Raw genomic sequence first — 23,154 nt, 5'->3', positions numbered from 1 at the left:
CGACCAAATCCGTCGAATTTTGTTAAACCAGAACCGAACCTTTGGAATCGATCACGCCCTGCGTTTCTGCTTCGCCCAGAAGCATCTCGTTATGGGCCTTGCCCGACGGGATCATTGGGAAGCAGTTTTCGTGCTTTTCAACCAGACAGTCGAAGATCACCGGACCGTCATAGGTGATCATCTCTATGATCGCGTCGTCCAGATCGGCAGGATCGGAACACAGGATGCCCTTTGCTCCGAACGCTTCGGCGAGTTTAACGAAATCGGGCAGGGCCTCGGACCAGCTGTGTGAATAGCGCTCGCCATGCAGAAGCTCCTGCCACTGGCGGACCATGCCCAAACGTTCGTTGTTCAGGATGAACTGCTTCACCGGCAGACGGTATTGCGTGGCGGTGCCCATTTCCTGCATGTTCATCAGCCAAGACGCCTCACCAGCCACGTTGATGACCAGCGCATCTGGGTGTGCCATCTGCACGCCGATAGAGGCGGGGAAGCCATAGCCCATCGTGCCCAGGCCACCCGAGGTCATCCAGCGGTTGGGGTCTTCGAACCCAAGGTACTGGGCGGCCCACATCTGGTGCTGGCCCACTTCGGTGGTGATGTAGCGATCGTGCTTTTTGGTCAGCTCTTCAAGGCGTTGCAGCGCGTATTGCGGTTTGATGGATTTTTCGCTGTTGGCATATGCAAGGCAGTTGATCTTGCGCCATTCCGCGATCTGGTTTTGCCACTGTTTGACATTCGCGGCATCCGTCTTGCGACCGCGTGATTTCCAGATCTTCAGAATGTCTTCCAGTACATGCGCCACGTCACCGACAATGGGTATGTCCACACGGATTACCTTGTTGATCGAGGACGGATCGATGTCGATATGCGCCTTTTTCGAGTTCGGCGAAAACGCATCGATGCGGCCGGTGATCCGGTCGTCGAAACGTGCGCCGATATTGATCATCAGATCGCAGTCATGCATCGCCAAATTGGCCTCGTAGAGACCATGCATGCCCAACATTCCAAGCCAGTTCTCGCCCGAGGCTGGGTAAGCGCCCAGACCCATCAGGGTCGAGGTGATCGGGAAACCAGTCGCGTCCACCAGTTCACGCAGCAACTGGCTGGCTGCAGGGCCAGAGTTGATGACACCGCCACCGGTATAAAAGACCGGTTTCTTAGCGGTTTCCATGGCGGCAACCAGTTCCGTGATCTCTTCCAGGTCGCCTTTCAAAACCGGTTGGTAATGCGACGTCGAAGGTTTGGGGCTGGTGTAGTCGCCCGAGGCAAATTGCACGTCTTTGGGGATATCGATCAACACAGGACCGGGACGGCCCGAGGTGGCGACATGGAACGCCTCGTGCATCGTTTCCGCCAGCGAATCCGTGTCTTTAACCAACCAGTTATGCTTGGTGCAGGGGCGGGTGATGCCAACAGTGTCAGCCTCTTGAAACGCGTCTGAACCGATCATGAAGGTCGGAACCTGACCCGTCAGAACAACCAGCGGGATCGAATCCAACAATGCGTCGGTCAGGCCGGTGACAGCGTTGGTCGCGCCAGGGCCGGACGTTACAAGCGCAACGCCGGGTTTGCCGGTCGACCGGGCATAGCCTTCGGCGGCATGGATTGCACCTTGTTCGTGACGCACCAGAATGTGGCGAATGTCGTTTTGCAGAAAGATCTCATCATAGATCGGTAGGACGGCGCCACCGGGGTATCCGAATACCGTGTCCACGCCCTGATCCTTGAGGGCCTGAACCACCATCTTTGCGCCGGTCATCTCACGTGTCATCTGCTTTGCTCCGTTCGCGACATGTGTCTTGCGTTTTGCCAAAAAAAAGCCCCCGATTTTTCGGAGGCGCATGGGTTCGATTATGGTTTTCCGTTACCGGCCCATGCGCGTTTTTCCTACGATTACGACTAGCGCTTTCATCGCCAGAGGCTCCTTCTTTGCGTGCAGGGACATTATGGTCGGGGGGAAGGGGCGTCAACAGGCAATTGCACCAATTTTCTATCTTGGCGGCGGTTATTTGCGACATTTTATTGCGCAGATTGCCGCATGTTGGGAATTTCCGGGAAAACGATGTTCATTTCACTGGTTTTTTAGACGCATGTGAGGGTCCAAAAGCGTCAGGTCGATGTCTGAAACTGGCATGATCTGCCTATTTGACTGCGTCACGCTGACCCTGTGGCCGCGCATGAAGGAGGCGGAGAATGCTGCAAGACCTTTTGGACCTTGGACGGTATCCGATCGATCGCCCGGATTCGCCCGCGTATGTTCGATTGATCGAAGATTTGAGGCGGGAACTAGATCAAGATGGATGCGCGGTTCTGCCGGGTTTTGTCCATGAAAAGGGCATCGCTCTTTTGACTGAAGAGGCCGAAGCCGTTGCGCCCAATGCGCATCGCTCTTTCAGCCGTACGAACCCGTATTTTACCAAGGACGACCCGCGGTTTGGCATCGGTCATCCTATCCGACAGTTCTATGATCGTTCGAATGCCTTTGTTCCAGCGGATAATTTTCCGCAATCGGGGCCTTTGCGGAGTATATATGAGTTTGAACCCTTTCTGCCGTTCGTTCGTGATGCCCTGAATGAGCCTGCAGAGCGTTTTTTCCGTTATGATGACCCGCTGGCCGATGTGATCATTAACGTGGTCGAGGAAGGGCAGGGCTTTCCATGGCATTTCGATACGAACAATTACACGGTGACAGTGGCCATTCAGAACGGTGAGGAAGGGGGCGTGTTCGAGTACGCGCCAAATCTTCGCACAACGGAAGACGAAAACTTTGCTGAGGTCGCCGCAGTTTTGAACGGGGATATGACGTGCGTCCATCAGTTAGAGCTTCAGCCCGGTGATTTACAGATTTTCAAGGGGCGGTATTCGCTTCATCGGGTGGCGCCGGTGACGGGGTCGCGCCGCCGGTATGTCGGTATCTTTTCATTTGTCGAAGCCGAAGGCATGTGCGGCGGTATCGAACGTACTGAGCAACTGTATGGACGGGTTCTGCCACACCATTACGAACGCGCTGGGTTGCGCAAAGATCAATTACTGGATTGAGACACCACCACCGGTAAACTGAAGGTGCTTCCTTTTCGGAGATTCAGATGCCTGAGATTTTGCAGCTTACCCCGTTTGTGCTGTGTTCGTCCTTGCAGAACCAGATCGATTTCTATTGCAAGCGATTGGGGTTCACATGTGGGTTCAGGCAAGACAACTATGCTTTTCTGTCGCTGGGACCGGTGGCCATACGCTTATTGGAATGCCCGCCGCGCCCGGATGGCAGGCCGTTGGGCGACGACCAGTCGTTTTACATTGATGTGGACGATGTGGATGGCCTGTATGAGAGCCGGCGCGCCGGGTTAGCCGATTTGCCCAAGGGGCGTGTACGACCGCCGTTTGACCAGCCTTATTTGCAGCGTGAGTTTCACGTTCTGGATGAAGACGGGACACTGGTGTTCTTTGGTCAGGACATTAGGCCTCGAGCGTGAACACTCCCGCCCATCGTCGACACGCCAGCGGCGCGTCTTCTCTGGTTGGGCAGGGCAGCGCGTGCCGCGCTGCGGGAGTATGCAGATCAAAAGCCGACGCCAGTGCCTTGCAGAACGCCGTGTTCCAATGCATAGCGGGTCAGACCGGCTGTCGAGGAAATGCCAAGCTTGCGCTTGATGTTCTTCCGGTGGGTCTCGACCGTTCGCACTGAAATCTCCAGCTTTTGGGCAACCTCTTTGTTGGACTTGCCCTGGGCAAGTTCCAATAGGATCGTCTGTTCGCGCCCGGTGAGCGCCTCGCGCGCACTATCCTCTTTGGGTTTCAGGGATCCGCTGGCACCGGTGCACAGATATTGCTTGCCCTGCATGACAGCGTCGATGGCCTGCCTGATCTCTTCCGTAGGTACATCCTTGAGCACATAGCCTTTGGCACCGTGGCTGAGCGCGGTTGTGATGTATTCAGGACTGTCATGCATCGACAGGATCAGGATGCGCGTTTCGGGCAGACGTTCGAGGATGATTTCCGTCGCGCTGAGACCGCCCAGGCCAGGCATGTTCAGATCCATCAAGATCACATCAGGGGCCAGATCAACGGCCTGATCCACTGCCGCCTGACCGCTGCCCAGCGTGCCGACGACCTGGATATCTTCATAGCTTTCCAGAATCGACTGGATGCCCTCGGCCACCATCGGGTGGTCGTCAACGATAAGAACCCGGGTTCTGTCAGAGCTCATGTACCAGCCTTTCGGTTCGGAGTTGCGTCTTCCTGCGGTGGCAGAAGGTGGCTCAGCGGCAAGCTGGCTTCGATCACCGTTCCGCCACGCGGACCGCGTGATGACAGAATCCGCAAGGACCCGTCAAGCTGTTCGATACGTTCCTGCATGTTACGCAGCCCGATGCCCGTGGTTGCTGTTCCGGGCTCAGTGCGCAACCCACGGCCATTGTCGGTGATCCGCATAGTTGCACCTTTCTTATGTCCGCGCAGGTCTATGGTAACATGAGTGGCCCCCGAATGGCGTTCGATATTGGTCAACGCTTCTTGCGCAATTCTATAAAGGGCGATCTTGCTGTCCTGATCCAGCCGGTTTCGGAAGACCACGGTGGAGAATTCGGTCTCGATCCCGGTACGGTCTCGGAAATCGTCGGTCAGGGCCTTCAACGCGGGACCAAGGCCCAGATCGTCCAACACGCCCGGACGCAGGTCACGGCTGATGCGCCGCACCTCGGTAATGGCGGCCCCCAGGTTGTCGATCCCTTTTTCCAGCGGAGCGAGCGCACCTTCGTCATCACCCCGAGTCAGACGCCGCCGCGCGTTGTCCAAAGCATATCGAACGCCGACAAGAATTTGGCTGATCCCGTCATGTAATTCACGTGCGACCCGGCCCCGTTCTTCTTCCTGTGCGTCAAACACACGCTGGGTCAGTTCCTTCAGCTTAGCATCGGCCAACCTGCGCTCGCGAATGTTCAGCAACATGCCCGACGCAAAAACGATGAGGACAGCGGCCAGTACAATCGCGCCGATATACATGAATGTGCTCTGCACACGGGCTTCGACTTCGGCCCGTGCGTTGGCAACGGTGGCCACGATGTCATCGATGAACACCCCGGTCCCGACGACCCAGCGCCAGTCCTGAAGGCCAACAACATAGGCGATCATCTGCGCTTCTTGCCCGGTTGAGGGCTTCTGCCACATGAAACTGTGCCATCCTGCCCCTTGGCGAGCGAGGCGAATGAACTCGTCGACGATTGGCGTGCCTTCGCTATCCTTCAGGCCTTCCCAGTTCTGGTTGATGAATTGCGTCTGGCGGGGGCTCACAAGGTTGTTGCCGTCATAGTCATACACAAAGAAGAATCCGTCCTGACCATAGATCATCGCCGACAGGATCTGCGTGACGAGGTTTTTGGCCACTTCATCATTTGGTTCAGCCCGACCATAGATATAGGCAAAACCGTTGCGCGCCTGCGTTACGTAGTTGCGCAGCTCTTCCTTCTTGGCCTCGATCAGACGGCGTTCCAGGGCCTCGATCTCGCGCTCGGCGGTGGCGCGCGCTTGATAGGCGACCAACACGGCAATTGCCGCAACAGCGACGACCAATGGTATGGCCGCAACCAACGACAATTTCTGCGCATAAGTCAGCGAAACCAGGTTTCTAAGTCTGTGCATGGTCGAATCGATACGCAAGTGGCAGCAAAAATGCAAAAAGATTGAACATTTCCGTACCCAAAGGACGTCAAAAGCCCGGATGAACTTGAACTCATCCAAGGTTTTCCCGCCAAAAATGGTCAGAAACCCGGCTTTCTACGCAGTAGTAGGTATTCCCATTCAAAACTCTGTCATTAGTCTGACGCGCACTGAATGCGACAGGTCCGGCTGTGCCGGATGATGACTATGAAGGGGAGGAACACTCATATGGATCGTCGTTCATTTCTGAAAAAATCCGCGCTGGGCGGATCGGCAGCTGCAGCAACCGCACTGGCGGCACCGGCCTACGCTCAGGGCCAGCGTACCCTGACCATGGTGACCTCGTGGGGTCGCGGTCTGGCGGGCGTGTTTGACAGCGCGCAGCGCTGTGCCGACAGCATCAACGCGATGTCGGACGGAAGCCTGAATGTTGAGATCAAGGCCGCTGGTGAGCTGGTTGGCGCGTTTGAGGTTTTTGACGCGGTGTCGTCCGGTCAGGCCGATATGTACCACGCGGCGGACTATTACTTTGTGGGTCAGCACCCGGGCTATGCCTTCTTCACTGCTGTTCCGTTCGGCATGACCGCGCAGGAACTGGTGAACTGGTATTACCACGATGGCGGCATGGAGCTGCATGACGAGCTGGGTTCGATCTTTGGCCTCAAGTCTTTCCTGGCCGGGAACACCGGCGCGCAGGCGGGTGGCTGGTACTCGAAAGAGATCAACAGCCCCGAAGATTTCCAGGGCCTGAAGTTCCGTATGCCGGGCCTGGGTGGCCAGGCGCTGGGTAAGCTGGGCGCGTCGGTTCAGAACATTCCGGGTTCGGAAGTGTATCAGGCGCTGTCTTCGGGTGCGATTGACGGAACCGAGTGGATCGGTCCCTGGGCTGACGAAAAAGCAGGCTTCCAGGAAATCACCAAGACCTACTATACTGCGGGCTTCCATGAGCCAGGCGCGGGTCTGTCGCTGGCCACAAACCGTGACGTCTTTGACGAACTGACACCTGCACAGCAGAAGATCATCGAGATCGCAGCGGCCGAAGCGCACCAGTGGAATCTGGCGCAGTTCCTGGCCAATAACGGTGCAGCCCTGCAGCGTCTGCAGTCGGGCGGCGTGAAGGTCATGGAGTTCCCGGACAGCGTTTGGGATGCATTTGGCCAGGCGTCGCAAGAGGTTCTGGACGAGAACATGGGCGACGAGCTGTTTAAGAAAATCCACGACAGCGCAATGGCGTCTATGGCGGCTTCGTCTGCTTGGATCAACCTGTCGTCGGGTGCCTACACCGCTCAGCGCGACCGCGTTCGCGGCTAAATTCGAGCCAAATGAGCAAACGGTTTCCCCGCATCAGCGGGGAAGCCTTTCCTGTTGCATATGCGCGGACCCATCATGCCGCTATAATCAGCAATGCAACTGACGAGACCCGGGGACAACATGCAGGACGACAACGGTATTTCGTTTTTCGGCGCCCTGTGGAATGGACTGATCTGGTTCATTCAGAACATTGCCGAAGCCTTCTATAATTTCGGATACGCTATCACGCATCCGCAGCTCTGGCTGAACTGGTCCGACAAAGAGGCGATCATGCGCTTTGTCTACTACGGAGGCTCGGTCGAGTTCTTCTTCGTGGTTTTCACCTTCTTTCTGGTTCTGACCGCGATCGGGCTCTACTACCGGAACTTTATGTGGGCCATCGTGCGCGGGCTGGAGGGGTTTGCAAACACCACCGGCCGTTTCTTTGCGTGGGCAGGTCTGCTGATGGTGATCCAGCAGATCGTGATTGTCTTCATGCAGCGGGTGTTTACGCGCCCTGATATGTCGTTCGGCTTGGGGATCCCGTTCCAGATGGACATCAGCTGGTTTGCGGAAGAACTGAAACTTTACAATGCCATGGTGGTTTGTCTGTGCTGTACCTACACATTTGTGCAGGGCGGGCATGTGCGCGTTGACCTGATCTACGCCGGCATCAGCCACCGCGCCAAGCGCGTGGTTGATATGTTAGGCGCGGTGTTGTTCATGATGCCCATGGCTGTGCTGACCTGGATGTATGGTTGGTACTTCATGTGGCGGCACCTGATCGTGCCGAAACCTTCGGCCAGTGACACGCTGGATCGTCTGGTGGCCAAGTCCCGCGCGCTGCGCTGGAATGTGGAGACCATCGGGTTCAGCCCCAATGGCTTTAACGCATACTTCCTGTTCAAGATCCTTCTGGTTGCCTTTGCGGCCATGGTGTTCCTGCATGCCATCGCATTCCTGTACCGGTCGTATCTTGAGTATGTGGAAGGGCCGGAAAGCACCGGAAAATACCTCGACAAGGACAGCCTTGGTGAGGGTGAAGAAGCCTATGAAGGCGCGCATTAAGGACGGAGAACCAGACAATGCTATTCGGACTTGATGGCGTCGAGATAGGCCTCATTATCGTATTCTTCTGCCTCTTCGGAGGCATTCTTTCCGGGTTTCCGGTGGCTTTTGCCATCGGTGGGGCCGGGGTCATTTCTTTCGGGATCATCGCTGCGCTCGACAGTGCGGGTCTGTTGATCCACCAGGCGATAGACACGGGCTCGCAAGCCTATCGGGATATCGTGAACTCGGGGGTGAAACCCGACACGATATCCGTGTTCCGATACCCTGATTTGCCAAGGATCGCCGAACCGGTCTTTGTGCAAGGCTGGGAAACGGCGCTGGATCGCAACGTCTCCTTCATCGTGAACCGAATGAACGAACGCGTTCTGGCGGGTCAGTCCATCGAGACGCTGTTGGCCGTGCTGATGTTCGTTCTAATGGGTATTACGCTGGAACGCTCAAAGATTGCCAACGACCTGCTGACCACGATGGCGCGTGTCTTTGGCCCGCTGCCGGGCGGTCTGGCCGTATCGATCGTGGTTGTGGGTGCTTTCCTTGCCGCGTCGACCGGGATTGTGGGCGCGACGGTTGTGACCATGGGCCTTTTGGCACTGCCGACCATGCTGCGAAACAACTATGCGCCCGAACTGGCAACCGGTGTCATCGCTGCATCGGGTACGCTGGGGCAGATCATCCCACCGTCGATTGTAATTGTTTTGCTGGGTACTCTGGCCGGGGACTTGTATTCGACCGCACAGGAAACGCGCGCAATTGAGGCGGGGTGTACTGATGCTTTGACCTTCCTGGGCGAGCCTGCTGTTGTTTCTGTCGGGACGCTCTTCCAAGCGGCCTTGTTGCCGGGGATCATGCTGGCCTTGCTCTATGCGCTTTATGCCTTTGGCTATGCGTTACTGAACCCGCACAAAGCACCGGCGGTGGAAATTTCAGGCGGGTCAGGCGAGACAATCACCCGGTCCGAGGGACTGACCTGGCTGCTGGGCGCTCCGGCTGCTCTGATTGTCGGGGCAGTTCTTCTGGGCAATGTCGGCGTGATTGGAAGTCAGAACATTGCGGTCTCAGCCTTCTCGGACGTTGGACAGAGTGCCTCGCTGCGCACGAACGTGTCAGAAGAATGCAAAGCCTCGATGATCGAGCTGCACGGTCAGTCAGCCTGGGATCAGGCTGTTGTCGAGCAGGAAGCAATCGATGCCGCAGGAGGTGTTGCGGATGCTCAACGCCTGAGTGAAGAGGAACTGGCGGCCGCACAGCAAGAGAAGATCGCCGCAGCGGCCCCGATTGGAACGGGCGTGGCAGTGACCATTGTTCTTTTGGGGCTGACACTGGTTCTGGGCCGCGGGATCGCGCCTTCGCGTTCACCGCAGCCGCTGATCCTGGGGGCAATTGGCCTGTTGCTTATGGCTTTGGTCGATATCCTTTTGATTTCGCCGACAACCTCTTCGGGGGCCACTTTCCTTCTGCTGGCTTTGCCATTTGCACTCGCCATCTACGGCTGCAAGGAAGCTGCCGCACGATGCGCCACCAACGATCTGATCCGCGTTGTGTTTCCTCCGTTGGTTCTGATCATCGCGGTGCTGGGGTCGATCTTGGGGGGCGTGACCAACCCGACACCGGCGGCTGCGCTGGGCGCGGGTGGTGCGATCATGCTGGCGGCGTATCGCAAACTTCAGGATCAGGGCCGGTCGGGCAAGGTGATCATCTGGGCAACCTTTGCCGTGATCATTGCCTTGCTGATGGGGGTTAACTTTGATCTGCGCATTTCGCAGGGCAGTGTTTCATTTGAAACTTGGGTTGCGTTTATCGTCGCTTACGGCGCTTACCTTTTTGCCCTGTTCGGCTTGATTTACGGCTGTTGGGTGCTGTTTTCGAGCGGTGTTCTGACGCCTGTTGTTCGCGAGACAGCCAAAGTAACCTCGATGGTCTTCACCATTCTGATCGGATCACAGTTACTGAACCTTGTGGTGATCTCGTTTGGAGGTGAGCACTATATCCAGCAGTTCCTGAAGAGCTTTGACAACGAGTTCACGGTCTTCCTGATCGTGATGCTGGTGCTGTTCATTCTGGGTTTTGTACTGGATTTCCTCGAGATCATCTACATCGTGATCCCCATTGTGGGGCCGGTGATTTATGGTGGATCTTTCGATCCGAAATGGGTGACGATCATGGTGGCTGTGAACCTGCAGACCTCGTTCCTGACGCCGCCCTTTGGCTTTGCGTTGTTCTACCTGAGGGGGGTCGCGCCAAAAGAGGTCACGACGGGTCATATCTATCGCGGGATCATACCGTTTGTGTTGATCCAGGTGGTCGGCATTGCGATCTTGTGGTTCTTCCCCTCGATCGTCACGATCGTCCCGGACCTGATCCCGAATTGATCCCGGTTACCAAAATGCAAAGGGGGCCTAATGGCCCCCTTTTCTTGTTTGTACCGGAGAAGGGGCCAGCCCCTTCTTGGCCTGCGGCCAATTCATCCCCGAGGTATTTTGGGCCAGATGAAGCTGCGGATCAGCTGAACTGGATCAGGTCCCACCGATTGTCGAAGGGATCGCGCCAGACGGCAACCTGGCCATAGGGTTCGGAACGTGGGGCCTCTTCGAATGTGACACCTTGCGCCAGCATGTCAGCATGATCGCGGTCGAAATCATCGGTTTGCAGGAAGAAACCCACACGACCGCCGGTTTGGTTGCCAATAGCGGCTTTTTGGTCGGGGCCGTCGGCTTTTGCAAGAAGAAGGGCGCTGCCTGTCGATCCGGGCGGGGCGACCAGTACCCAGCGTTTGCCGTCGCCGAGCGCGAGGTCTTGCAGGAGCTGGAACTTGAGCGTTTTGGTGTAGAATGAGATCGCGGTATCATAGTCGGGCACCACAAGGGCAACCGCATGCAGGGACTGCTTCATGGTGTGGTCAGCTTTTGGTAGGGTGGCGGTCAGGTAGCTGAATATTCGCTACTTGTTCGGCTATGGGCGCAGATGACAACGGGTGATGCGATGCATCGGAATAGGCACCTGGGTCTTTGATCTTTCGCCATTGCCCCTGAATATAGGCTTCAAGCCCTGTGAACTTGGCCTTGTAACCCATTTTGGGACTGCCGGGGACCCAGTAGCCTAAATAGATATAGGGAAGCCCGGCTTCTCGCGCGATTTCGATATGATCCAGGATCATGTAGGTGCCCAGAGAGTTCTGGGGTTGGTTGGGATCGTAGAAGGAATAGACCATACTCAGCCCGTCATCGAGCACATCGGTCAGGCTGACGGCGATGAGGTTGCCGGTTTCCGGGTCGGCATACTCCACAACGCGGCTGCGGATCGGGGTTTCTTCGATCATGGCGGCAAACTCGAACACATCCATATCGGCCATGCCCCCGTCGGCGTGCCGTGTGTCAAGATAACGGCGGAACAGCTCGTATTGTTCGTCCGTGGCCCAGGGTGACGTTGCGCGGCGTTGCAGATAGCCGTTGCGTTTGGCTGCGCGTTTCTGGCTTTTGGTGGCGCGAAAGGCCGACACATCGATCCGAGCGGACAGACAGGCCGCGCAATCGGTGCACGACGGGCGATAGAGAACATTCTGCGACCGACGAAACCCCTGTTGAGACAGGGAATTGTTCAACTGTTCCGCGCCTTCACCTTGAAGGGCTGTGAACAGTTTACGCTCCATCCTGCCGTCGAGATAAGGGCAGGGTTGCGGAGCGGTAACATAAAACTGTGGCGCTATTGGCAGCGTGTGTCGCATGAAGTTCCCATCTGGCCTCGGGACAGATGATAACAACCGTTCCCGAGACCGCCAAGTGATTCACGCAACTGGTTTTCACGCCCTTTGATTGATCATCACAGTCCCCAGGAAACTGTCGGTCAGGCCCTGACCGCGGGCGCTGGTCAGCATCATGATGACCGAAATGATTTGGATCACGAAAAACGCCATGCTGACGAAATAACCGGCAGTATGGGCGATGGCTTTGCCCATATCCATCCGCTCGCCGAATGCGTCACGCAGTTCGATGCCCATGAAGCGCATACCCAGCGTGGCTGAGCCGTTCGAGATGGTGATGACCCGATACGCAAAGCTGATCACTGCGTAAATCAGGGGCAGGAAAAACAGCCCCGCACCGAATGTCAGGAAGACAGGCACGATGCATAGCAGCGAGATGAAGGCGATATCGAACAGCCACGCGACAAAGCGCTTGGTCGCAACCGAGCTGTAGAATTCTGGTTGAGTATCCGGGTTGGGCAGGTGGTTCATTCGTCACGTCCGAAAGATAAGGTTGGTGCACCCTGACCCGAATAACCGGGGCAGGGCAAGGGCTATCAGGCAGGTGCGCCTGTGCCGTTTTCTTCGTGGTTTTCGCGGGCGCGTTCGTCCATGAACTGGTCGAATTCAGCCTTGTCTTTGGCTTCGCGAAGACGGCGCAGGAAAGCTTCAAAATCCTGCTGTTCGCGCTCCAGGCGGGCCAGAGTGTCAGCCTTGTAGGCGTCAAAGGCGCTGTTACCCGAAGACTTCATTGCGCTCATGTGGCTGTGCCAGGATTTGCGGCGACTGCAGGACTTGCTGAACATGCGTTTGCTCCAGATCATGTAGGCCAGAAGGGCAAGACCAACAGGCCAGAAGAAGATGAAACCAAGGACCATGGCGGCGATCCAGGCCCCTTTGCCTTTGTCATCCAGCCAGGCCTCAATTCGGTAAAGCCATCCCGGATTGGCGGGGACGGCGGGGTCGGACAGTGCAGTCATGAAAGCTCTCCAGGGTTGATGTAAACTGTTTTCACATTGTCTAGATGGGGGCGCCTTCGGGTGATACAAGGGGTAATGTGAAAAAGATTTACATTCCACTATACAGTTGATGGTGAATGTCTCTGACAGCAGGGTGCGGCCATGAATATGACTGAAAACAAAACGGCTCCTTCGCTGAATGACATTCTTGACCTGGAAAAGCAGGTCTGGACCGCGCTGGTTGAAGGAAATGCAAGCGCAGACCGCGCTTTGCTGAGTGCGGATTTTCTGGGAGTTTACCCAACCGGGTTTGCCAACCGAGACGATCACGTCGGTCAGTTTGCGGATGCGCCGACGATGGCAGAGTTTGATCTCAGTGATGCGCAGTTGCGTGTGCTGACACCTGACATTGTGTTGTTGTCCTATCGGGCCGATTACCAGAGACCGGGTGCTACCGAAGGCGACGCAATGCTGATTTCCTCGCTCTGGGAAAGGCGCAACGACGTTTGGGTCAACAGTTTCAGTCAGGATACACCCGTTCAGGACATCTGATCAGAATGCCCCATTGACGATGGCGCATGGCGATGCGCAGGGTGCGCGCATGACTGACGCACTTGCCATTACCCGACTTCCACGTGCTTTTGATCCGTCTCTGGGGGATGAAGCGCGGGCCCTGATGCCAGATTTGCCGCAGGAAATGGGTGAGCTCGTGGCGGGCACTGCCGGGTCCAGCCCTTATCTGAAAGGTCTGATCGAGCGTGAGAAAGGCTGGTTGCCTGAGGCATTGGAGCAGCCGGATCAGGCCCTAGCGAACGTTATGACTGCAGCGCGTGATCTGCCGCCCGATCAGTTGAAACCCGGCTTGCGTCAGGCCAAGCGACGTTTGGCGCTGCTTACCGCCTTGGCTGATATTGCAGGTGCGTGGCCGCTGGAAAAGGTCACGGCGGCCCTGTCGGATTTCGGAGCACTGGCCGCGGATGTTGCGGCCAAGGCCGAGATCGCTGCGTTGATCCGGCGCAAGAAACTGCCCGGAATGACTGAAGATGATGTCGAAAACGCAGCTGGGCTGGTCATTCTTGCGATGGGCAAGATGGGCGCGCATGAGTTGAATTACAGCTCGGACATTGATCTGATTGTTCTGTTTGATGAGACGCGGTTTGACCCAGATGATTTTTACGAAGCCCGGCAGGGCATGGTCCGGGCAACACGAAATTTCTGCGCCACGCTCAGTGATAAGACGGCAGACGGGTATGTGTTTCGGACCGATCTGAGGCTGCGCCCAGATCCCGCCGTGACCCCGGTTTGCATGGCGATGGAGGCGGCTGAACGATATTATGAAAGCCTTGGCCGTACCTGGGAACGGGCCGCCTATATCAAGGCGCGGCCCTGTTCCGGGGATTTGGGGGCGGGTCAAAGGTTCCTGGACAGCCTGCGCCCCTTTGTCTGGCGCCGCCATCTGGACTTTGCGGCCATTCAGGACGCCCATGATATGCGTCTGCGTATCCGCGAAAACAAAGGAACTGGTGGGTCTTTGTCCATCCCCGGCCACGACATGAAGCTGGGTCAGGGCGGCATCCGAGAGATTGAGTTTTTTACGCAAACCCGCCAACTGATCGCTGGTGGGCGTGATGCGGACCTGCGCGTGCGGGGGACTGTTCCGGGGCTGTCGGCGCTGGCGTCAAAAGGCTGGGTGCCAGAGGACGTGGCTGAGAAACTGACCGATCACTACCGGGCGCATCGCGAGGTCGAGCATCGTATTCAGATGATCCACGACGCGCAGACCCACAAGGTGCCAAATTCACCCGATGGGATCGAACGCGTTGCCTGTCTTATGGGGATCAGCAATGCAGAGTTGACACAAGACCTCATGCGCCGCCTGACCGAAGTGCATGAGTTGACCGAGGGGTTCTTTGCGCCGGGTCAATCACCGGCCTCTACGCCGGTGCAGAACGTCGAGTTTGACAAGAATATACTGGCGCGCTGGACGACATACCCGGCGCTGCGAAGCCAGCGGGGCGCGCGGATTTTCGAACGCCTGCGGCCCGAATTGCTTTCGCGCCTCGCCAAGACAGCCAAACCGGACGAGGCGCTTATGGCTTTAGACGGGTTTCTGGCGGGTCTTCCCGCCGGGGTGCAACTGTTTTCCTTGTTCGAAGCAAACCCGCATCTGATTGACCTCTTGGTCGATATTGTTGGCACATCCCATGCGCTTGCTTCGCACCTGTCACGTAATGCGTCTGTATTTGACGCGGTGATCGGCGGCAGTTTCTTTACCGATTGGCCGGGGCAAGAGGCGCTGCAGGGCGAACTGGCACAAGCCCTTTCGGAAGAAACGGATTATGAAACCCAACTCGATCTGGCGCGGCGCTGGTGCAAGGAATGGCATTTTCGCATTGGGGTGCATCATCTGCGCGGCCTTATTCACGGGGCGCAGGCCGGTCAGCAATATGCAGAGCTTGCTCAGTCGGTGATTGCAGCCGTACTTCCCTATGTCACCGAGAACTTTGCCCGCAAACATGGTCCCGCGCCCGGTCGTGGAGCCGCCATTTTGGGTATGGGTTCGCTTGGCGCGGGGCGTATTAATTCGCAGTCCGATCTGGACATGATCGTGATCTATGATCCGCAGGACGAAGAGATGTCAGACGGTCCGCGCCCATTGGCCACGCGCACCTATTACGCGCGCTTTACTCAGGCGCTGATCACTGCACTTTCGGCACCCATGTCACAAGGGCGCTTGTATGAGGTCGATATGCGGTTGCGCCCTTCAGGTAACCAGGGGCCGGTGGCAACAAGCTGGGCCAGCTTTACCAACTATCAGCAAAACGAAGCCTGGGTTTGGGAGCATTTGGCCCTGACCCGCGCGCATGTCGTCGCGGGTGACGCTGGGCTTGCCGAAGATATTGAATCCTTCCGGGCCGAATTCCTGTCGCGGCCAAGGGAACAGAGTAATGTGCTTCGCGAAGTCGCCGAAATGCGCGCGCGCCTTGCTGCCGCCAAGGCACCTGCGGGCATCTGGGATGCCAAGAACGGACCGGGGCGTCTGATGGACATCGAACTGATGGCCGAAACCGGCGCTTTGCTGGCAGGCTCGGCGCAGCGCGATGTATCATCGGGTCTGGATGGGGCCGTCGCAGCCGGATTGCTGAATGTCGCGCAGGCGCAATCGCTGAAAGACTGCTATGATTTATGCTGGTCCGTGCAATGTGCCGCCCGACTGCTGTCGGGCAAGGTCATCGAGGCCGACAAAATCGGCGAGGGCGGCGCGGCGTTTTTGTGCCGCGCGACCGGGTTCGAACATGTCGAGGCCCTACAGGCAGCATTGCAGGAAAGTTACACGACCGCAGCCGATCTGATCGGAGGCGTGATCAACGAGGGCGAAGATGGCGCGCAGCACTGATCCCAACGACCATAAGGGTCTGATCCGCGAAGCTTACCGCATTGAGGGCATTACCTTGCCCGAATGTCGCAGTATCTTTCTGGACTGGGCGCTCAGCCTGCCTGCCGATCGCGATCAGAATACAGCGCTGGCGGAATTGCACGCGGGTTATGTGGACCAAAACCCCGATCATCCCATGACACAGGTCCTGAGCGAGGGTCTTCAGGCGGCAAAGACCCCCAAGCGCCGAGGCGGATGGCGGTCTCGTAACCGCTAGGGCTTTTCCATCGGAGCGTTCATGACTATGAGGGCGCCATGACCCAATCTGCCGACCGCCCCCGTATCCGTCTGAAACCCAAAGCCAATGCGCGCGGCCTGCGTCATGGCTTCCCCTGGGTCTATGCCAACGACATCGTCACCGACCGCCGTACCCGTAAAATCCCTGCCGGTGCACTGGCCGTGCTTGAGGATGAAAAACGCGCGCCCGTCGCGCTGGTGGCGGTCAACCCCGAGTCCAAGATCATGTGCCGGGTGCTGGACCGTGATATTGACGCGCAGCTTGACACCGTGTGGTTCGAAACCCGCCTGCGGCGCGCCCTCGAGATGCGCGAACGCCTGTTTGACGCCCCGTACTACCGCCTGATCCATGCCGAGGCGGATGGCTTTCCCGGCGTGATCATCGACCGCTTTGGTGACGCCTGCGTCATCCAGCCGAACGCGGCCTGGGCCGAGGCACATCTGGACCTGCTGACCGATGCTTTGGTCAAGGTGACTGGCGTGATCACGGTGCTGAAAAACGCCTCAGGCCGCACACGTGGGCTGGAGGGGCTGGACGACGTCAACCAAACCCTGCGCGGCACCACACCCGATGCACCGCTGCCGGTGCCGATGAATGGTGCGACCTACATGGCCGATCTGACCGGCGGGCAGAAAACCGGCCTGTTCTATGACCAGCGTCCCAATCATGCCTTTGCCGCGCGGCTGGTACATTCGGGAGCGCACGTGTTGGACGTCTTCAGCCATGTGGGCGGCTTTGGTCTCGCCATGCTGGCAGGCGGTGCGGGGTTGGCGCTGTCTGTTGATGGCTCTGCCGCCGCACTGGAGTTGGCGGCAAAGGGCGCTGAGGCATCAGGCCTTGCTGACAAGTTCAAAACCCGGCAAGGCGACGCGTTCGACGTGTTGACCCAATTGGGGGAAGAAGGCGCGCAGTTCGACGTCGTGATCTGCGACCCACCCGCTTTTGCACCGTCGAAACAAGCACTTGATGTCGGTCTTCGCGCCTATGAACGGATCGCTCGACTGGCCGCACCTCTGGTCAAACCCGGCGGTTATCTGGGGCTGTGCTCATGTTCGCACGCTGCGGATCTGGGGCGGTTCCGCGATGCCTCATCCCGCGGGATTGGTCGGGCCGGACGGCAGGCGCAATTGATACACACCGGATTTGCGGGTCCAGATCACCCGCAACTGCCGCAACTGGCGGAAAGCGGTTACCTCAAAGCAGTGTTCTATCGCTTATGAAAGCCGTTCTCGACACCTGCGTGATCTACCCCACGGTGATGCGCGAGATGCTGTTGGGGGCTGCGCGTCTGGGTCATTTCACTCCGATCTGGTCTGCACGCATCCTCGAGGAATGGGCCCGCGCCGCCCGCAAACTTGGCCCAACGGGTGAGGCACAAGCCCGTGCCGAAATCTCACTGACACAAGCCAATTGGCCGGATGCCGAGCGCGCGCCGAACGAAGGGTTGCAAAACCGCCTTTGGCTGCCGGATGCCGCAGATATCCACGTGCTGGCGACTGCAATTGCGGCTTCCGCCGATGTAATCGTGACGGTGAACGCCAAGGATTTTCCCAAGAATATCCTGGCCGAAGAAGGCCTTGAGCGCCGTGACCCAGACAGCCTGCTTCACGGTTTCTGGCAAGCAGACGCAATCGGGATGAACGCACTCGCGGCTCAAGTCCTTGCCGAGGCTAACCGTCTTTCAGGTGATCAATGGACCTTGCGCACATTGATGAAAAAAGCCCGCCTTCCACGTTTGGGTAAAGCCCTTACCACGTAAAAGCGATCCTGCTTCATCTGGCTAAAAATACCTCGGAGAGCGCGAGAGGCTGGCCTCTCGCTGCGCGCCCTCAGCCACGCGCCCAACGCTGTTCAAGTTTTTCAAGGGCTGCAATCCGCTCATCCGTCTTGGGATGGCTCATCAACCACGCAGGAACGACCCCGGCGCGCTGCTGCGTCAGGTCCTCCAGCTTGTGAAACAGCGATTTTTGCGGTCCAATTCCGATACCGGCCTTGGTCAGCAAAGCAGCCGCATATTCATCGGCTTCATATTCATCTCCACGTGACAGACGTGAAGCGAATAGGGCGGTCAAAGCATTGGCAATCATCGCGCCGATGAACGGGATGAACCGGTTCAGTACCAATATCAACGCCGTCCGCATTGCGTTCTGACCGGAAAAATCAATCATCCGCCGCCGCGCATGTCCCAAGGCGACATGCCCCAGCTCATGTGCGATAACACTGGCCATTTCCTCGGCCGAGACCTCGCCATTGCGGAACTTCCGATAAAACCCGCGCGTAATGAAAATCCGACCGTCTGGGGCTGCAAGACCGTTCACCGGGTCGATCTCGTAGATAAAAACCGGCACCCGATCGATACCCAAAGCGGCCGCCAAACGGTCCGTCATGCGTTTCAATGCAGGGTCAGCCAGTTCCGTTGATTTCGCATCCAGTTCCCGATGGGTACGCCAGACGGAAATACGGTACATCACAAGACCATAGGCAATGGCCAGCAGGATCGGGGTGAAACGCAACATGGCTTAGATATGGGGCCGCAACGGCGTCAGGGCAATACAAACTTTACTGCAGTCAATAGAAGGATAAGGACAGGGCTGAGCTGCGCCTCGTGCCGTTTCATTCAGAAATGTGGTTGATATTCATAAACGTCAGAACATCACCGGCGCGAGGGGCCCGGATATCCAAAACAAACCCTTGATCCATCACCGCTTGAAACACCCGGGCCAGACCTTTTTGGCCATAAATCCCAGGATGGACCTCGATGACAAGGTGGGACACAGAACGCAGGTCGCACTGTTGGAACAGGTCTGCCTCACCACCTTCAATGTCACATATGATCAGTGTCGGGGCAAATTTTGCGACAATGTCATTGAAGTCCAAAATCGGCACTTCGACTTTTTCGGTATAGGCTCTTTCCTCGCCACTCAGGGATGAGGCCCAGAAATTCTTGCGGATATAGAAATCGACAGTGTTGCCATCATTTGTTTGCCCAAGGATGCCATGAAGACATTCGGCTTTGTCGGACACATCGTTTTCTTCAAAGGTTGCTTGTATCACGTCGATCAGGGCCGGGTTTGCTTCGACCGAAACAACTTTGTCGACACCCTCGATCTGGGCGATCTTTGTGGACAAAAAACCGACCCCGGCTCCGATATCCAGAATCCGCTCGCCTTGTTCGATGCACCGTTCGGCATGGCGCAACTCGGCTGTTTCGTAACGTCCCAGCCTCATGGATCTCAGAATTCTGCGGGTGAACAAACCGGGCTTTTTGTGAATTCTGACGCCGCGATAACAGACCGAGCCACCGTCTTCAGCGAATTCTGTTGCCATGTGCGAACCTCAAGTCTAGCGTGGATGAGCGTGTGCCCCGAAACCCGGGCGGGAATGCCACTTTTCCAGATGCACCTTAGACTGTGCCTCAAGGTGATAGAACCTTAAATTCCAGCCTATTGCAGTGCAACAATCAGTGGCACGCGTTTTTTCTTTCATTTTCGGGGAACGACCTACCGCGTCAGTTCCCGCATGCCCTGTTCCAGTCCGGCAAGTGTCATGGGCACCATGCGATCTTCGAAGATCTCTTGGATCATGCCGATTGAATGGGTGTATTCCCAATACTTCTCGGGCACCGGATTGATCCAGAGGTTGGATGTCCATTGGTCCCGCGCGCGTTGTAGCCAGACTTGTCCGGCTTCCTGGTTCCAATGTTCATTGGCACCGCCGGGATAGGCGATTTCGTACGGGCTCATCGAGGCGTCGCCAACAAAGATACACTTATAGTCGCCACCATAAGTGCGCAGAACTTCGTGGGTGGGGGTTTGTTGATCCCAGCGACGGCGGTTGTCGCGCCAAACACCTTCATAAAGGCAGTTGTGAAAGTAGTAGTATTCCAGATGCTTGAATTCAGTACGGGCGGCGGAAAACAGTTCCTCGACCACTTTGATATGCGGGTCCATTGATCCGCCCACGTCCAGAAACAACAGCACCTTGACCGCGTTGTGACGCTCGGGGCGGGTCTTGACGTCGAGATAGCCGTGTTCAGCCGTGGCGCGGATGGTGCCGTCCAGATCCAGCTCTTCAGCCGCCCCTTCACGGGCCCAGCGGCGCAAACGCTTCAAGGCGACCTTGATGTTGCGGGTGCCCAGTTCAACTGTGTCGTCTAAGTTCTTGAATTCCCGCTTGTCCCAGACTTTGACGGCGCGCTGATGGCGGCTTTCCTTTTGACCGATGCGCACGCCTTCCGGGTTGTACCCATACGCCCCAAACGGAGAGGTTCCGGCCGTGCCGATCCACTTGTTGCCACCCTGATGACGGCCTTGTTGTTCCTTCAGACGCTCGCGCAGGGTTGCCATCAGCTTGTCGAACCCGCCAAGCGCTTCGATTTCGGCCTTTTCTTCGTCCGACAGGTGCTTTTCAGCCATCTTGGCCAGCCAATCGGCGGGGATATCGACAGCTTCCAGAACCTGATCGAAACTGATTTCGTTCAGTCCTTCGAAACTGGCTGCAAAAGCACGGTCGAATTTGTCGATGTTGCGCTCATCCTTCACCATCGACACGCGGGCGAGATAGTAGAACGCTTCGACATCATAGGTGGCCAAGCCCTTCTTCATACCCTCCAGAAAGGTCAGATACTCCCGAAGTGAGACCGGGATGCCTGCTTTGCGGAGGTTTTCGAAAAAGGGCAAAAACATCGCGTCACGCCACCATGCGCACCAGAATCAATGAGATTATCAGCCCAAGAAGCGCAAATGCGATCCCGTAGCCAGCAGCATACTGCGCCATGTCAGCCCCGTTGCCATTGCGTTTTTTTGCGGTCAAAGCGCCCAGGATCGCCCCTAGGATCGCCATTCCCAAAACTACCACCATGTGTGTTTCACCCGTCTGTCCTGCTGCCCGAGCTCCGCTGGCCTGCGCTTTCAACCAAAGACTGGGCCACCAGTTGCGAACCAAACCCGTATCGCGCCCAACCAATGCTGTCCAGCCTGACCGAACGGGCCTGCTGAAGCTGTCCGGCCTGTCTCAAGGCTTCAGACTTCAACAGCAGCAATGTGGCCAGAATCGAGGCATTCTCGGCCCTGGTCATCACGTTGATGGCATTGTTAAGCTCGGGCAAAACACGCGGTCCCTGATCCTGGGCCAGCGCAAATGCGGCAGTTTGAGTGGTCACATAGGCTTGATGAACCTCGGTGCCAGGCGTCGCCTTCAGAAATTGCTGGGCAATCTGAAACTGTCTAAGCGCTTCGTTTGGGTTGCGGAACTGTTCCATCCGGCCAAGCAGATAGTGGGGATAAGCGCGACGGTGATCCGTCCATCTCAATTGCTGACCAATGCGGGCGGCCTTCTTGGCGGCGCGCATTTGCCGCGGTGATCCCGGCCCGGGACCCAGCGATTTTTGAATGGCGTCTACCCATTCACGGGGTGTCTCGGTAGCGGGTTGAACGACCAGCCGGTCGCCACGCGGGTTCAGGCGGCTCAGCACGCCGGGGATCACGGATTTCACCTGTTCCTGGCTCATGCCTGTACGCAGATCTGGCGCATAGGTGGCGCGCAGTATCAGCATGTCAAACCCGGTTAGAACGGTGTGAATATTGTCGTCGTTGAACACCGAATCCGGCAAATGATAGAGGTCATTCAGAGGGCCCAGCGCCTGCGCCAACTCCTCATGAAGGCAATCACGTATTTCCTGAGGGCTGACATCATAAGGAATGAATATCCCTAGCCTTTCGCGTCGGCGTAGCTCGGTCCAACTGCTTTTGGCCTTGCGGCGGTCACGGCGGTATTCGTCCAAGCTTGAGGCATTCGGTACCACGAAACACGCGGCGTTGGGCAGAATCCGCAGGATATCTTCCTGACTGACCGCCTCGATCGTGATATTGGCCTGACCGTCTTGGATCTGCCGAATATTGATCCCGGCTTCACGTTTCAAACGGTTCAGCAGGCGCGTCAGATCCTGTTGCATACTGGCGGTCGGCGCCCCGGTCAGCCGTACTGTGACCGGTGTTTCAAACCGGGTAAACACCGGCAGGGCAGCGCCGCTTTCCAGCGCGAAGTGCAGCGACACAAAATCCTCGGCGATGTTCTTGTTGGATCGGGCGGGTGGCCATGGACGGGGAGCGCCGAAGGATTTGGTGGGTGGCAGAGCCGCCTCAACCGAGCGGATCTCGTCGGATACCGGAACGGTTTGAATAGGTTCAACCGATGTGCAACCCGCCGCAAACAACGCTACAACAAGAGCGGACCAACGCATCATGAGCGGGAATACTTGATGAACGGTGTGACCGTTCCGATGCGGTCATAAAGTTGCCGCGCGGTTTGGTTGAACTCCTGCGTCAGCCAATAAACCGACGGCGCACCTTCCCGGTCGGCCTCGTCGTAAACCGCCTGGATCAGTGCTCGGCCCACGCCTGTGCCACGGGCTTCGGGTCGGGAAAAAAGGTCTTGCAGGTAGCAGACCTTTTCGATCTTCCAGGCATGACGGTGAAACAGGTAATGCGTCAGCCCGACCAGATTGCCATCCTGCTCGGCGACAAAACAGGAAAAATCCTGCGGATCACCGCCCAACAGTCTTGAAAACGTCGTCTCGTAGATTTCTGCGGGCAGTGCGGTTTCATAAAACGCCAGATAGTCCCGCCACATGTCAGCCCACTGATCCTTGTCTTCGGCGCGAAGGGGGCGGATTTTCAGTGTGTTCGCCAAGCGATCTGTCCAATTCTGTGAGGTTGATCCGGTCACTCCTGCGATGCTGACACCCGGGGTGAAGCAACGCAAGCCAAGA

23 protein-coding genes are annotated in these 23,154 nt (G+C 57.2%); 10 read left to right on the top strand and 13 right to left on the bottom strand.

The window, feature by feature from the left end; genetic code table 11:
• Positions 1-22: 22 nt before the first annotated feature.
• The gene (locus tag GOV91_RS03700) at positions 23-1,774 is read right to left on the bottom strand and encodes an acetolactate synthase 3 large subunit (RefSeq protein WP_171234470.1); all 1,752 of its coding nucleotides are present in this window, start codon (positions 1,772-1,774) and stop codon (positions 23-25) included.
• Between the two features lie 422 nt (positions 1,775-2,196).
• On the opposite strand from GOV91_RS03700, the gene GOV91_RS03695 reads away from it, so the two are divergent.
• Both GOV91_RS03695 and GOV91_RS03690 read left to right on the top strand, forming a co-directional pair.
• Entirely contained in the window at positions 2,197-3,042 is an 846-nt protein-coding gene (locus GOV91_RS03695) for a hypothetical protein (protein ID WP_171234469.1), read from the top strand.
• Positions 3,043-3,089: 47 nt separating this feature from the next.
• Complete coding sequence (locus GOV91_RS03690; protein WP_171234468.1) at positions 3,090-3,473, top strand: VOC family protein; 384 nt, start codon at positions 3,090-3,092, stop codon at positions 3,471-3,473.
• 86 nt (positions 3,474-3,559) lie between these two features.
• On the opposite strand, the gene GOV91_RS03685 is transcribed toward GOV91_RS03690, so the two are convergent.
• Together GOV91_RS03685 and GOV91_RS03680 are read right to left on the bottom strand one after the other, a co-directional pair.
• Complete coding sequence (locus GOV91_RS03685) at positions 3,560-4,207, bottom strand: response regulator transcription factor (RefSeq protein ID WP_171234467.1); 648 nt, start codon at positions 4,205-4,207, stop codon at positions 3,560-3,562.
• On the bottom strand, positions 4,204-5,637 hold the full coding sequence (locus GOV91_RS03680) for a cache domain-containing protein (protein ID WP_171234466.1): 1,434 nt from the start codon (positions 5,635-5,637) through the stop codon (positions 4,204-4,206). Before GOV91_RS03680 ends, GOV91_RS03685 begins: the two co-directional genes overlap by 4 nt.
• Before the next feature lie 246 nt (positions 5,638-5,883).
• On the opposite strand from GOV91_RS03680, the gene GOV91_RS03675 reads away from it, so the two are divergent.
• From GOV91_RS03675 to GOV91_RS03665, 3 genes are all read left to right on the top strand, one after another.
• Positions 5,884-6,966, top strand: coding sequence for a TRAP transporter substrate-binding protein (locus tag GOV91_RS03675; protein ID WP_171179737.1), 1,083 nt, complete (start codon positions 5,884-5,886; stop codon positions 6,964-6,966).
• A 120-nt stretch (positions 6,967-7,086) separates the two neighbouring features.
• On the top strand, positions 7,087-8,013 hold the full coding sequence (locus GOV91_RS03670; RefSeq protein ID WP_171179739.1) for a TRAP transporter small permease subunit: 927 nt from the start codon (positions 7,087-7,089) through the stop codon (positions 8,011-8,013).
• A 17-nt stretch (positions 8,014-8,030) separates the two neighbouring features.
• On the top strand, positions 8,031-10,385 hold the full coding sequence (locus GOV91_RS03665) for a TRAP transporter large permease subunit (protein WP_171234465.1): 2,355 nt from the start codon (positions 8,031-8,033) through the stop codon (positions 10,383-10,385).
• 130 nt (positions 10,386-10,515) lie between these two features.
• Here the strand turns inward: GOV91_RS03665 and GOV91_RS03660 are convergent, their stop codons facing one another.
• The 4 genes from GOV91_RS03660 to GOV91_RS03645 all read right to left on the bottom strand — a co-directional run bounded on the left by GOV91_RS03660 (position 10,516) and on the right by GOV91_RS03645 (position 12,732).
• Complete coding sequence (locus GOV91_RS03660) at positions 10,516-10,905, bottom strand: VOC family protein (protein WP_171179743.1); 390 nt, start codon at positions 10,903-10,905, stop codon at positions 10,516-10,518.
• Positions 10,906-10,912: 7 nt separating this feature from the next.
• Positions 10,913-11,737, bottom strand: a complete 825-nt coding sequence (locus tag GOV91_RS03655) for an arginyltransferase (protein ID WP_171234464.1) — start codon at positions 11,735-11,737, stop codon at positions 10,913-10,915.
• A gap of 75 nt (positions 11,738-11,812) precedes the next feature.
• Positions 11,813-12,244: an RDD family protein gene (locus GOV91_RS03650; RefSeq protein ID WP_171234463.1), complete on the bottom strand. Its 432-nt coding sequence runs from the start codon at positions 12,242-12,244 to the stop codon at positions 11,813-11,815.
• Positions 12,245-12,309: 65 nt separating this feature from the next.
• Positions 12,310-12,732, bottom strand: a complete 423-nt coding sequence (locus GOV91_RS03645; RefSeq protein ID WP_171234462.1) for a DUF2852 domain-containing protein — start codon at positions 12,730-12,732, stop codon at positions 12,310-12,312.
• Positions 12,733-12,873: 141 nt separating this feature from the next.
• On the opposite strand from GOV91_RS03645, the gene GOV91_RS03640 reads away from it, so the two are divergent.
• Genes GOV91_RS03640 through GOV91_RS03620 form a run of 5 tightly spaced genes read left to right on the top strand, consistent with a single transcriptional unit; the run spans position 12,874 to position 18,144 of the window.
• Complete coding sequence (locus GOV91_RS03640) at positions 12,874-13,263, top strand: nuclear transport factor 2 family protein (protein WP_171234461.1); 390 nt, start codon at positions 12,874-12,876, stop codon at positions 13,261-13,263.
• Positions 13,264-13,312: 49 nt separating this feature from the next.
• The gene (locus GOV91_RS03635; protein WP_171234460.1) at positions 13,313-16,108 is read left to right on the top strand and encodes a glutamine-synthetase adenylyltransferase; all 2,796 of its coding nucleotides are present in this window, start codon (positions 13,313-13,315) and stop codon (positions 16,106-16,108) included.
• Positions 16,092-16,364, top strand: a complete 273-nt coding sequence (locus GOV91_RS03630) for a hypothetical protein (RefSeq protein WP_171234459.1) — start codon at positions 16,092-16,094, stop codon at positions 16,362-16,364. The genes GOV91_RS03635 and GOV91_RS03630 overlap by 17 nt, the downstream gene beginning before the upstream one ends.
• Before the next feature lie 38 nt (positions 16,365-16,402).
• The gene (locus GOV91_RS03625) at positions 16,403-17,605 is read left to right on the top strand and encodes an RSP_2647 family RNA methyltransferase (RefSeq protein ID WP_171234458.1); all 1,203 of its coding nucleotides are present in this window, start codon (positions 16,403-16,405) and stop codon (positions 17,603-17,605) included.
• Positions 17,602-18,144 (top strand): RSP_2648 family PIN domain-containing protein, encoded by a 543-nt coding sequence (locus GOV91_RS03620; RefSeq protein ID WP_171234457.1) that lies wholly within the window; start codon positions 17,602-17,604, stop codon positions 18,142-18,144. The genes GOV91_RS03625 and GOV91_RS03620 overlap by 4 nt, the downstream gene beginning before the upstream one ends.
• Before the next feature lie 70 nt (positions 18,145-18,214).
• On the opposite strand, the gene GOV91_RS03615 is transcribed toward GOV91_RS03620, so the two are convergent.
• The 6 genes from GOV91_RS03615 to GOV91_RS03590 form a co-directional block, all read right to left on the bottom strand.
• A complete protein-coding gene (locus GOV91_RS03615) occupies positions 18,215-18,901 on the bottom strand; it encodes a M48 family metallopeptidase (RefSeq protein WP_171234456.1) in 687 nt (228 codons plus the stop codon).
• Positions 18,902-18,998: 97 nt separating this feature from the next.
• Positions 18,999-19,712, bottom strand: coding sequence for an FkbM family methyltransferase (locus GOV91_RS03610; RefSeq protein WP_171234455.1), 714 nt, complete (start codon positions 19,710-19,712; stop codon positions 18,999-19,001).
• A 173-nt stretch (positions 19,713-19,885) separates the two neighbouring features.
• Positions 19,886-21,070 (bottom strand): VWA domain-containing protein, encoded by a 1,185-nt coding sequence (locus GOV91_RS03605; protein ID WP_171234454.1) that lies wholly within the window; start codon positions 21,068-21,070, stop codon positions 19,886-19,888.
• 4 nt (positions 21,071-21,074) lie between these two features.
• Positions 21,075-21,245: a hypothetical protein gene (locus GOV91_RS03600; protein WP_171234453.1), complete on the bottom strand. Its 171-nt coding sequence runs from the start codon at positions 21,243-21,245 to the stop codon at positions 21,075-21,077.
• Between the two features lie 7 nt (positions 21,246-21,252).
• Positions 21,253-22,629 (bottom strand): DUF2927 domain-containing protein, encoded by a 1,377-nt coding sequence (locus tag GOV91_RS03595; protein ID WP_171234452.1) that lies wholly within the window; start codon positions 22,627-22,629, stop codon positions 21,253-21,255.
• Positions 22,626-23,075 (bottom strand): GNAT family N-acetyltransferase, encoded by a 450-nt coding sequence (locus GOV91_RS03590; RefSeq protein WP_171234451.1) that lies wholly within the window; start codon positions 23,073-23,075, stop codon positions 22,626-22,628. Before GOV91_RS03590 ends, GOV91_RS03595 begins: the two co-directional genes overlap by 4 nt.
• Positions 23,076-23,154 lie beyond the last annotated feature (79 nt).

Origin of the sequence: Ruegeria sp. HKCCA6837 (assembly GCF_013034475.1) — a bacterium.
GTDB lineage: Bacteria > Pseudomonadota > Alphaproteobacteria > Rhodobacterales > Rhodobacteraceae > Ruegeria.
The sequence above is the reverse complement of the archived record's forward strand: the minus strand, read 5'-3'. Positions and strand labels throughout refer to the sequence as shown.